Genomic DNA, 12,005 nt, shown 5'->3' on the forward strand with positions numbered 1-12,005 from the left:
CAAAAATGACAGAAAAAGAAAATAGTTCACAATCAACCGCACTGAAAATATTCATAGTTTTGATTTTCATCGGTGTCCTCGGTTTTTTTATAAATAACCTTTACACCGGAGACTCTGATACCACGGTCGTGGCTTTTTCAGAGCATGCAGAGAAGTTTGAACGCCACGTCATATCTTCGCATTATCAGTGGCAAGTGCGACAAAAGCCCAGCATGATCATGCTTATTCACTATAATGACAGTGGAAGGGAAGTGAATAGAAAGCCGGTGAGAATGAATCACTACGGTTGGCCCACCGCGCAAGAAAGCGATGAAGGCTGTGCAAAAGTCTGGACGTCGTTAATCGGAAGTCCTCTGCGGGTGGACGGGTTCAATGTTAAGGCACGGTTTTACTCAACGGGTACCGACAATAACGACGGCGATTTTGATAGCCGAAGTTTTTGGTGCCGATACAGTATAAGTAAAGGTGTAGAATTTGATTACTTTCCAGCTATTGGCGAAGTAACCCCACCTAGACTTTAGGATAAAGTTAATAAGCGCATCTATTTGTTATAAAGAGCCGATTTATCACTAAACTTTAAGACCACGGGCATCAGGCACCTCTGCCAAGAGTTTGCTAGTGCTACAGTAAAATGCCGATGAAAAGGATGCGGTGAATCTTTGCTACACTCTACTTTCTTCTGCTATTTCATATTAACAATGTGATTTTTGAGAAATTTGGTTATTTGCATAAGTTTTGACCTTCATTTCTCACCTTTGCAGTACGTTGCATAAATAGAGGTTGCAAAAAATGAAGTTATTTTAACCGTAAACATAGGCATTGCTTGCCCAAAATTGCCCTCATTGTTAAAGTGTGCGAAATAACAATCGACTTCACGTTAAAGCGTCGCCATCTCACCCTTGCAAATACGCGTTAACATAAAAACAGGAATACACTCTTCATGTTTAAAAAGCTTCGAGGCATGTTCTCTAACGATCTGTCCATCGACCTCGGAACAGCTAATACGCTGATTTACGTTAAAGACCAAGGCATAGTTCTTAATGAGCCTTCTGTTGTCGCTATTCGACAAGAACGCGCTGCCGGCCCCAAAAGCGTGGCCGCGGTTGGTGCAGAGGCGAAACGCATGCTTGGTCGTACACCAGGTAACATTCGTGCCATTCGCCCTATGAAAGACGGCGTTATTGCCGATTTCTACGTGACCGAAAAAATGCTTCAGCATTTCATCAAACAAGTTCACGACAACAACTTTATGCGCCCTAGTCCACGAGTACTCGTGTGTGTGCCATGTGGCTCTACACAAGTAGAAAGACGTGCAATTAAAGAGTCGGCGCTAGGTGCTGGCGCCCGAGAGGTATACTTAATTGATGAGCCTATGGCGGCGGCCATTGGTGCAGGACTTCCTGTATCTGAAGCACAAGGCTCAATGGTTGTTGATATTGGTGGTGGTACTACAGAAGTTGCTATCATTTCACTTAATGGCGTAGTTTATTCTTCTTCTGTGCGCATTGGTGGCGACAAGTTTGATGAAGCGATCATTAACTATGTACGTCGAAACTTCGGTTCACTAATCGGTGAGGCTACAGCTGAGCGTATTAAACACGAAATAGGCGCAGCTTACCCGGGCGAAGAAGTACGCGAAATTGAAGTTCGCGGACGCAACTTGGCAGAGGGTGTACCACGCGGATTTACGCTTAATTCAAACGAGATACTCGAAGCGCTACAAGAGCCGTTAACCGGTATTGTATCAGCAGTAATGGTAGCACTAGAACAATCCCCGCCAGAGTTAGCGTCAGATATATCTGAGCGCGGTATGGTGTTAACGGGTGGTGGTGCACTACTTAAAGATCTCGACAGATTGCTGATGGAAGAAACAGGTATTCCGGTAGTGATTGCCGATGACCCTCTTACATGTGTAGCACGCGGCGGTGGTAAGGCTTTCGACATGATTGACCTTCACGGCGGCGACTTGTTTAGCTACGAGTAAACAGGTAAGGCAACCTTGAGGTTGCCTTCTTTGTATCATGGATACTATATTCACTCGCGGTCCCTCATTAAATAACCGGCTAGCTCTGGCTTTAGTGCTTTCTGTGCTATTAATTTTTGTCGATCACAAGCTAGAGGGGTTTAAATCTACCCGAGTTTACTTAAATTCTTTCATGAGTCCTATTCAGTACCTGGCCAATTTGCCAGGCGTTATATTGAGCGAGAGCGCCCAACGTCTCGCTTCCAAAGAGCGGTTACTGGAAGAAAACCAAACTATGTCAAATCAGCTGTTGTTGATGAGCCAGAAACTTCAGCAATTTGATGTGCTTGCAAAAGAAAACGAACAGCTTCGCTTACTGTTAGACGCTCCGGTGCGAAAAGAGTCGCGCAAAATGGTAGCTGAACTGATGGCGGTGGATAAAAACCCGTATAGCCAGCAAGTACTCATTAATAAAGGCGCAATCGACGGTGTTTATTTGTCTCAACCCGTTATTGATGACTCAGGAATTGTGGGTCAAATTATGGAAGTGGGCTCCACAAACAGTCGCGTTTTACTTTTAGCCGATGTAACCCATGCTATACCCGTACGCTCGCTGCGAAACGATATTCGCTTTATCGCAACAGGAAGCGGCTCTTTAAACGAGTTATATGTAGAGCATGTGCCGCATAGTGTAGATATTCAAGAGGGCGATGTTCTTATTTCCTCCGGCTTAGGCAGTGTGTTCCCAGAAGGTTATCCCGTCGCCCGGGTGAAACAGGTAGTTCGAGATGAAAGTCGTCCTTTTTCACGAGTTATTGTTACCCCAACTGCAAGTTTAGACAGGCTGCGCCACCTGCTGCTTTTGTGGCATGAAAGTGACGAGTCGCAGGACTCCAAAACCCAGGAGCCTAAAACCCAGGGCCCTAAAACGCTGGACCCAAAAACATTAGACGACGCCACTGAAGAGCAAGCGCCAGAAGATAAAGATTCAAAAGATATAGACCAAGAAGAGTCAGAAAATGCGTAAACGCAACCTCATCATTTGGGGCAGCATCATAATTGCACTGGTATTGCAGATTGTACCCTTACCTATTCAAGCCGATGTATACCGTCCAGACTGGGTGTTGGTAGTATTGGCGTATTGGAGTATGGCACTGCCAAGCAGAGTGAATGTTGGTGTTGCTTTTATTACCGGCGTGGCAATGGATATTTTGGTTGGCACCACACTTGGCATTCACAGTCTTGGCTTAAGCGTTTCAATTTATATTCTTGCGGCAAACTATCAGCGTTTAAGAAATTATTCCGTATGGCAACAGGCCATTATCATTGGCCTCTTATCTTCGCTTTACCACCTGGTTACGTTTTGGGTTCAGCACATTCTCACTGACATTTACTTTCAGATTGATTATTTGTGGCCAGTAATTGCGTCTATGGTGATATGGCCATGGGTCTTTTGGTTGCTGCGCCGCACGCGAAGACAGTTTTCCATTATGTAATAAGGCTTTGTCTGCCGATAATTTTTTATGCCGATAATTGCGCAGAACATCGTTCTTAAAAATACTGCACTTTCGTAAGTGATTAATAAGGTTTTGCCAATGCATTCTCATCTCATTCTTGCCTCTGCATCGCCAAGGCGCACCGCTTTGTTAAATCAAATGAAGGTTGCTCACACTGTCTTGCCAGCTGATATTGATGAAACGCCAAAACCTAACGAATCTCCATACGATTTAGTTGCCAGACTGGCCGGCGAGAAAGCGCAGGCCGTCATGTCTAAAGTAAACGCCAGTTCAGAACCGGCCACTTCTAACGTTGTGTTAGCCAGCGATACGCTTATAGCTTTTAATGGCGCAAGCGTTGGTAAGCCGGTAGATAGAGAAGATGCTATACGCATATTATCTATGCTGTCGGGGCAAACTCACGAAGTGTTAACAGCAATTAGTGCAATGTCTGAATTGAAACAGGTAACGCGGACTGTAACTACATCAGTCACATTCGCAACGCTGACTAAACAGCAAATTATTGCGTACTGGGAAACAGGGGAGCCGCAAGATAAAGCCGGTAGTTATGCTATTCAAGGCATAGGTGGCGAATTCGTCGTTTCTATTAACGGCAGTCCAAGTTCTGTAGTAGGATTACCTCTGTATGAAACCCGTCAATTGCTCAATGAATTTGGAGTTGCGAAGTGAGTGCCGAGCTACTAATTAACGTTACACCCTCTGAGTCACGAGTTGCTCTCATTGAAAATGGTATTTTGCAAGAAATACACGTAGAACGACACACGAAAAAGGGGCTGGTAGGCAATATATACCGTGGCAAAGTGAGTCGAGTATTACCCGGTATGCAGGCGGCATTTGTAGATATTGGACTAGAAAAAGCTGCATTTCTTCATGCCTCAGACATTGTTATTCACAATGAAATAGCCGAAGAGGTTTTGGCAAGTCATATACAAAAACAAGATATTCGAGAGCTTGTAAGAGACGGGCAGGATATTGTTGTTCAAGTGGTTAAAGATCCCATTGGCACCAAAGGAGCCCGCTTAACTACCGATATCACTATTCCCAGTCGTTACCTTGTGTTTATGCCATCTGTTACCCATGTAGGCGTGTCTCAGCGTATTGAAGAAGAAGCCGAGCGCGAGCGACTAAAAACCTTAGTTCAAGAGTTTTGCGATGAAAACGGCGGTTTCATACTGAGAACAGCTGCAGAGGGAGTGGGCAAAAACGAGTTGCAGCAAGATGCAGCGTTTTTACGCAGGCTTTGGGACAAAATTCAGTCTCGTATGAAAAAGCGTAAATCCAATGTGCTTTACGAGGATTTGCCTTTAGCACGACGGGTGCTTCGAGATTTCGTTGGCACTGAGCTTGATAGAATACGCATTGACTCGAAGCTGTCGTTCCAAGAGTTGTTTCAGTTTACCAAAGAATACGTTCCTGAAATGAATGAAAAGCTGGAATATTATACCGGCGATAGGCCTATTTTCGACTTGTATGATGTTGAAAATGAGGCGCAGCGAGCTTTAGAGCGCCGCGTAGATTTAAAGTCGGGTGGTTATTTGATTATCGATCAGACCGAAGCAATGACCACTATAGATATTAATACAGGGGCATTTGTTGGTCATCGCAATTTAGAAGAAACCATCTTTAATACCAACGCAGAGGCCACGCAGGCTATCTCGCGTCAGCTAAGATTACGCAACCTTGGCGGTATGATCCTTATCGACTTCATCGATATGATGGAACCTGATCACAAAAGGCGTGTCTTACACTCATTAGAAGTGGCGACAAGTAAGGATAGAGCCAAGATCAATATTCACGGGTTTACCGCGTTAGGGCTTATTGAAATGACCCGCAAGCGCACCCGCGAAAGTATTGAACATATATTGTGCGGTGAGTGCCCTGTGTGTAAAGGGCGTGGAACCGTTAAAACAATAGAGACTATTTGTTTTGAGATTATGCGTGAAATTGTGCGTGTAAATCGCGCGTATGACGCTGATAAATTTGTAGTTTACGCGTCCCCCAAAGTGGCTGAGGCTCTGATGGGAGAGGAGTCTCATATGTTGGCCGAGTTAGAAGTGTTTGTATCGAAACAAATTAAAGTGCAAACCGAAACATTGTACAACCAGGACAAGTACGACGTCGTTATGATGTAACGCATTAACGTTAAGAAAGGCATAGTGTGACAAAATTTTCGTCGGCAGCTGCGTACTTATTAAAGAAGTTCTGGCTGCTGCTTGCTGTATTACTTGTTCTTTTTGCGCTGATACTGAGCGCTGCAAGGTACGCCTTGCCCCACATTGAACACAATAAGTACCTGCTGGAAGACTACATAAACCAGCAATACGGCGTAAACTTATCCATTGACAGTGTGCATGCTGTTTGGGAGCGAAGCGGCCCGAGCATTGTCTTAAACTCCGTGTCTTTAGCGAAAGATGAGGCGTCTCCTGTTGCCCTCGATATTCGGCAAATTTATGTAGAACTCGATTTTTGGCAATCTCTTCGCCAGCAGCTAATCTCATCCCCTCGATTCGAATTACGAGGTCTGCAGCTTGATATTGATGCAGATCGAGTGTCTGGCAGCAGCAAGAATAATTTTCCTGTTATAACCGCATTAGAACGTCTGTTTTTAGAGCAGTTGCAAAGCTTTTCTTTAGAAGATGGGACTATTTCGCTTACCCGAAATGGCGATACAAACAGCTTTGATGTTACCACTTTATCGTGGAATAACTTTGAAGAACGCCATCAAGGGTTAGGACGCATAAAAGTCGATGGGGTATCAGCAAACTCAGCGTCATTTGTTATCGATATTCAGGGCACGAAAGATGAGTTTGAGGGTGTGTTCTACGCCAAAGCTGAAGACTTAGATATATCTCCATGGGTAAGTGACCTAATCAAAACCAAACGCCCACTGGCACAAAGTAGGGCAAACCTAGAAATATGGACCCACTTTAGTGAAAGTTCGGTTAACTCTGTACAGGCAGAATTGAACAACAGTCTGCTGCAATGGGGCGATGAACAGATTAAAACCGTCACAGGCATTACGGGGGGGAGTCTACAAGCCTTGCCAACAACGGATGGATGGAATATTCGCGTTGACCAACTTAAGCTCAACTCGAGTAATGCGACTCTGACCACTGATGTTATCGGTACTATTTCGAATAACGGCAATGCCGTTTTCAATACGATAAAACCTGTCGAAATTAATCCATTTTTACTTCTGCTTCCGCTCTTTCTTGATGATACCAGTGAAGATGAAATTAGAGCTCTTGATCCCAAGGGCGAGCTGGCTACCTTACAATTACAATGGCAGCACGGGTCGCCCGCACTAGCGGCGAAAGTGCTCGACCTAAAGTGGTCACAAACGGATGCTATTCCTGGGTTGTCGTCTTTAGATGCCGATATATTTTGGTACAAGCACAACGGCGCTGTGTTTTTAGAGTCCAGTGACAGCGAGCTTTCAAGTAAGGGAATTATCAAAAAAGATGTCCATGTAAATAATATTACAGCGGATATCTACGTTTATCCTCTCCAAAGCAATGAGAAAAGCTCCGACAATAGCAGCGAAGAAATCAGTACTCTGCAAGCGCAAAGACAGCGAAAAGCAGAGCCACGTCGATGGGGAATTAGCAGCGACAATATCATAATAGATACAGATAGCGTCTCCTTAACGTCTGCATTCAACTTCGACCTGTCCTCTGGCCATTTGTCTTTGTTCACCGACGTTGACCCACTGCCGCTCTCTGGTGTGAGCGATCTTTTCCCTGCGCCTGTCATGAGCGACAACCTAGACAACTACCTCACCAGAGCGTTTGTCGGTGGAGGTGAGATAGAAGCGGCACGAGTGCTGTGGTTTGGGAAAATTAATGAATACCCGTTCACAGAACAACAGGGAATTTTTCAAGCCTCTGTAGACATCAGTAAGGGTGACTTCCTATTTTCATCGAAATGGCCAGCACTCAGTGAGCTCGATTTATCCCTTCGCTTTATTAATAAAGGCTTATTCATGACAAGCTCTTCTGCAGAGCTTGCGGGTGTAAAAGTGCGTAATATGTCGGCAGCTATTCCCACATTTAAACGGGATGCTGTTCTCACTATTGATGCGGCAGGTGATGGGACAGGGGAGAGTTTAACGAGTCTAATGATGGCATCTTCTATCAAAGACTCGTTAGGAAAAGTATTAGAGCAGGATGTACAGGTTGCCGGGCCACTATCTGCCGATATCCACCTACATATTCCGTTAAACGGTGAGCAAGTGAGAGCTACCGGCACCGCTGCGCTAGCAGAAAATACCGTATACATCCCAAAAACTAACATGCGTTTTGAGCGTACAAAAGGCGACATAGCTTTCGACAACGGCAATATAGATGCAAAAGAACTTTCAGCACAGTTTCTCAATCAAGCGGTGACGATTGATATTCACGGGCAGCAACAAGAAGAATATTTGCTTAATGTGGGCCTAGCGGGGCGTTGGCATGTTCACCCTCTTGCAAACTACGTGAATACTGAGTTGACCGACTACGTGGACGGCGAGACTCAATGGCAAACTAATGTAGATTTGATCCTGGGGAAAGACACTTTTTCTTATACTGCCGATTTAAATGCTGACTTAACGGCAACTCAAAGTGTGTTACCTGAACCTTTCAACACAGCCGCTGGAACAAGTCTCCCGCTAAATATTCAAAGCAGTGGCAACCTTACGGCGTCAAACGTTAACGCAACATTGGGGGAAGACATTCGTTTTACCGGTACGTTACCACATAAAGAAATGCAGTTTTCTCGCGCTCACTTAGCGCTTGGTGAGAGTGATATAGCCAACATCGGAACCGGCTTTAGTATTGCTGCAAACCTTGATAACGCCAATGTAAAAGAGTGGTTTACAACTATCTCAATGTTGACTTCGGGCAATCAGCAGCAAGCCAGTAGCAGTGAGGAACTCTCATCTAGCAAAGCCGCGAACGCTTCTTCATCCTCTTCTGAGCCTACTAGAAACGGACTATTTGGTACGCCTTCACGCATTTTTGCCAAAGCAAGTGAGTTAACGTTTGCTGGGCATGCCATTAACGACGTTCAAATAAATGCACAGGAGCGCAACAACAATTGGCTGCTCGATATTGGCTCGGCCGCAGCGAGGGGAACCATACTCGTTAATGGCAATTTAGCGCAGCAGGGCATAGAGATAAACGCAGACTATCTAAATTTAATAAAGCCTGAGGCCTTAGAGCTAGAAGTAAACGAGACCAACATTAATGCACTCGCCGATTTTAATGCCAAACAGTCTGACGATCCGTTTGAACTTGATCCTCGTTCTCTTCCTCCAGTGTATTTTCGCTGCGAAAGCTGCATATTCCACGGTATTGATTTAGGGAATATTACCCTAGATATCGTAAAAACAGACAGTGGGCTTAATGCGAGGCAGCTTGTCATCCGCTCTCCCGAGGCAACCATTACGGCAAAGGCTGATTGGGAATACAAAGACGGCGCGTCAATAAGTCGTATCGAAGGAAATCTTTTGGCACCAGATGTAGGGCAAATGCTTAAAGAGTACAAAATCGAGTCGGGTATTAAAGACTCCGAAGCCGATGTCGCATTTAGTATTCAATGGCCAAACTCTCCCATGGACTTACAGCTCAATAAACTTCAGGGAGACGTTGAGTGGTCATTGTCAGATGGGTATCTTACCGAATTAAGCGATCAAGGCTCGCGCATCTTCACACTGTTTAGTTTAAATTCATTAGTGAGAAAATTAAGCTTAGACTTTAGGGACGTATTTGCGAAAGGCTTCTTTTATGATGATATGGGAGGCACGCTAACTATTGTCGATGGCAAAGCGTATACCGATGACACTGAAATAGACGGAGGCGCTGGCGAGATAGAAATAATGGGGTTTACAGACTTAGGCACAGGAGACCTTAACTACAATGTATCCTTTGCTCCTAATGTGACAGGCAACTTACCATTTTTGGTGTACTTTTTAGCTACTCCGCCTACCGCTCTTGCCGCCATAGCTATAGATCAGGTTTTGACATCGGCAAAGGTTATTTCAAATGTAAATTACCGTGTTTCAGGCACTATAAGCGAACCACAGTTTGAAGAGGTTGAACGAAACAGCAAAGATATTAGCCTACCTGCGCAAAACGTTCCCGTGCAAAAAGATCCTCTCGATAGGCCGCTTACAGAAGACGATGTCCGCAGGATAAAAATGGAGGTTATTGATGGTTAATTTAGTCGCACTACAAATGACATCTACCCCCGATGTTAATGAAAATTTAGCCGCAGTCTCTGACGCAATGGCAGACGCTAGCATCGCACCAGATAGCCTTGTTGTGTTGCCAGAATGTTTTGCTTGTTTTGGTGGGAAAGATAAAGGCCAGCTTGCTATTGCCGAAGAAAAGGGTAAAGGGCCAATTCAAGCCCACCTCTCGCAATTAGCGAAAGACTATCAATGCTACATCATTTCCGGCACTTTCCCTTTACAGACAGAAAGCGCTGATATGTTTTCTGCAGCATGCATGTTGTTTGCTCCGAATGGAGAGTGTTTGGCCGACTATCGCAAAATTCATATGTTCGATGTCTCGGTAAACGATGCAACAGGAAGCTACAAAGAGTCACGCTTTACACAAGCGGGAAACGAGGTGATAACGGTTAGTACACCAATTGGCAACATTGGCCTTGCGGTATGTTATGATATTCGCTTTCCAGGGTTATTTACCGCAATGGGCGATATTGATGTATTGGTATTGCCCGCAGCGTTTACGCAAAAAACTGGTGAAGCCCACTGGCATGCACTGTTAAAGGCCAGAGCTATTGAAAAGCAATGCTTTGTAGTCGCCGCAGGGCAAACAGGCACACATGCCAATGGGCGTGAAACCTTTGGCCACAGCATTGTTATCTCTCCTTGGGGAGAAACATTGGCAGAGCTAGCCACAGAGAAAGGCGTAGTAAAAGCCAGCGTAGATATTGCGCAACGAGAAACCATCAAACAAAATATGCCCGTTGCCGAACACAACCGATTCAGGAGTCACTTTGTCTAAATCTGTAGAGCGCCATTTATTATCAGACTCAGGGCTTGATATTGCTAGGCTTGAGAGTGCATTAGCCACAATCCATCGTCACGACACCGACTATGCCGACTTATATTTTCAGTCTAGTCAGCATGAAAGCTGGGTGCTTGAAGATGGCATTATCAAAGAAGGCAGTTACAACATTGAGCGCGGTGTTGGCGTAAGGGCTATAAGCGGTGAGAAAACCGGTTTTGCCTATTCTGATGAAATCAGCGAGGAAGCACTATTAAAAGCGTGTAAAGCGGCCCGCGGAATTGCCCCAAGTGGCGGTACTCAGAAGGTGTCTGCGCTGGGCGAAAAAGCCCTAAACCCGCGCTACAGCGATAACAATCCGATCCTTGCTATGCAAGACGCAGAAAAAATATCTCTTCTTCGTTCAGTAGACGCATACATCCGCAAGCAAGAGCCATCTGTTAATCAGGTGGTGGTGAGTATCAGCGGTGTGTACGAAGAAATATTGGTTGCTGGAAGCGACGGTACTCTTGCAACGGATATACGCCCTTTGGTAAGGCTAAATTGCTCTGTATTGTTAGAAAGCGGAGATCGCCGAGAGCGTGGTTCCGCTGGCGCGGGCGGCCGTTATGCCTATGCATTTTTTCAATCAGACGACAACGGTAAGCCTTTGTATGAAACGCTTGCCGACGACGCCTTGCACATGGCCCGAGTAAATATGCAAGCTGTAGCGGCGCCTGCTGGAGCTATGCCAGTAGTTCTTGGTAACGGCTGGCCCGGTGTACTGCTGCACGAGGCTGTGGGACATGGCTTAGAGGGTGACTTCAACCGCAAAGGTGCTTCTACTTTTAGTGGCCGTATAGGCGAGCGTGTTGCCGCAAAAGGTGTGACCGTTGTAGATGACGGTACCTTAAGTGATCGCCGTGGCTCGCTATCGGTAGACGATGAGGGCACGGCTACTCAGCATAACGTGTTAATTGAAGACGGTATTTTAAAAGGCTATATGCAAGACAAGCATAACGCGAAATTAATGGGCGTAGCACCTACTGGCAATGGCAGAAGAGAGTCTTATGCGCATTTGCCTATGCCAAGAATGACAAATACTTACATGCTTGAAGGGCAACACGATCCGCAAGAAATTATAGCTTCTATTGAAAGGGGCATTTATGCGCCTAACTTTGCGGGTGGTCAAGTAGACATTACTTCGGGTAAATTTGTGTTCTCTAGTGCCGAAGCTTATCTCATTGAAAATGGCAAGATTACAGCGCCTGTGAAAGGGGCAACCCTTATCGGCAACGGGCCAGAGGTTATGCAAAAGATATCAATGATTGGCAACGATGTCGCCTTAGATAAAGGCATTGGTGTGTGTGGTAAAGACGGTCAGAGTGTGCCGGTTGGTGTGGGTCAACCAACGCTTAAAATTGATGAGCTCACCGTGGGCGGAACAGCTTAGCTGTAAAATTTATATAAGATTCAATCGAATAAACGCAAAAAGGCTGGTCACTTCATGGTACCAGCCTTTTTTAGTAGCCT

At 45.3% G+C, this 12,005-nt stretch carries 9 protein-coding genes; all 9 read left to right on the forward strand.

The annotated features are described in order from the left end of the window. Nucleotides 1-5 precede the first annotated feature (5 nt). The 9 genes from BM528_RS01175 (at nucleotide 6) to tldD (ending at nucleotide 11,925) form a co-directional block, all read left to right on the forward strand. Nucleotides 6-521, forward strand: a complete 516-nt coding sequence (locus BM528_RS01175) for a hypothetical protein (RefSeq protein ID WP_071978325.1) — start codon at nucleotides 6-8, stop codon at nucleotides 519-521. Between the two features lie 419 nt (nucleotides 522-940). Next, nucleotides 941-1,984: a rod shape-determining protein gene (locus tag BM528_RS01180; protein ID WP_032094811.1), complete on the forward strand. Its 1,044-nt coding sequence runs from the start codon at nucleotides 941-943 to the stop codon at nucleotides 1,982-1,984. 37 nt (nucleotides 1,985-2,021) lie between these two features. Continuing rightward, nucleotides 2,022-2,990 carry a rod shape-determining protein MreC gene (mreC, locus tag BM528_RS01185; RefSeq protein ID WP_071978326.1) on the forward strand — a complete coding sequence of 323 codons (969 nt, stop codon included), beginning with the start codon at nucleotides 2,022-2,024 and terminating at the stop codon, nucleotides 2,988-2,990. Beyond that, nucleotides 2,983-3,459: a rod shape-determining protein MreD gene (gene mreD, locus BM528_RS01190; protein ID WP_071978327.1), complete on the forward strand. Its 477-nt coding sequence runs from the start codon at nucleotides 2,983-2,985 to the stop codon at nucleotides 3,457-3,459. The genes mreC and mreD overlap by 8 nt, the downstream gene beginning before the upstream one ends. Before the next feature lie 99 nt (nucleotides 3,460-3,558). Next, nucleotides 3,559-4,149, forward strand: coding sequence for a Maf family protein (locus tag BM528_RS01195; protein WP_071978328.1), 591 nt, complete (start codon nucleotides 3,559-3,561; stop codon nucleotides 4,147-4,149). Continuing rightward, nucleotides 4,146-5,612, forward strand: a complete 1,467-nt coding sequence (gene rng, locus BM528_RS01200; protein ID WP_071978329.1) for a ribonuclease G — start codon at nucleotides 4,146-4,148, stop codon at nucleotides 5,610-5,612. Before BM528_RS01195 ends, rng begins: the two co-directional genes overlap by 4 nt. Before the next feature lie 26 nt (nucleotides 5,613-5,638). Beyond that, entirely contained in the window at nucleotides 5,639-9,679 is a 4,041-nt protein-coding gene (locus BM528_RS01205) for a YhdP family protein (RefSeq protein WP_071978330.1), read from the forward strand. Continuing rightward, nucleotides 9,672-10,490, forward strand: a complete 819-nt coding sequence (locus tag BM528_RS01210; protein ID WP_071978331.1) for a carbon-nitrogen hydrolase family protein — start codon at nucleotides 9,672-9,674, stop codon at nucleotides 10,488-10,490. Before BM528_RS01205 ends, BM528_RS01210 begins: the two co-directional genes overlap by 8 nt. Beyond that, nucleotides 10,483-11,925 carry a metalloprotease TldD gene (gene tldD / locus BM528_RS01215; protein ID WP_071978332.1) on the forward strand — a complete coding sequence of 481 codons (1,443 nt, stop codon included), beginning with the start codon at nucleotides 10,483-10,485 and terminating at the stop codon, nucleotides 11,923-11,925. The genes BM528_RS01210 and tldD overlap by 8 nt, the downstream gene beginning before the upstream one ends. The last annotated feature ends 80 nt before the right edge of the window (nucleotides 11,926-12,005 follow it).

Origin of the sequence: Alteromonas sp. RW2A1, assembly GCF_001886475.1 — a bacterium.
GTDB classification, from domain to species: domain Bacteria; phylum Pseudomonadota; class Gammaproteobacteria; order Enterobacterales; family Alteromonadaceae; genus Alteromonas; species Alteromonas hispanica.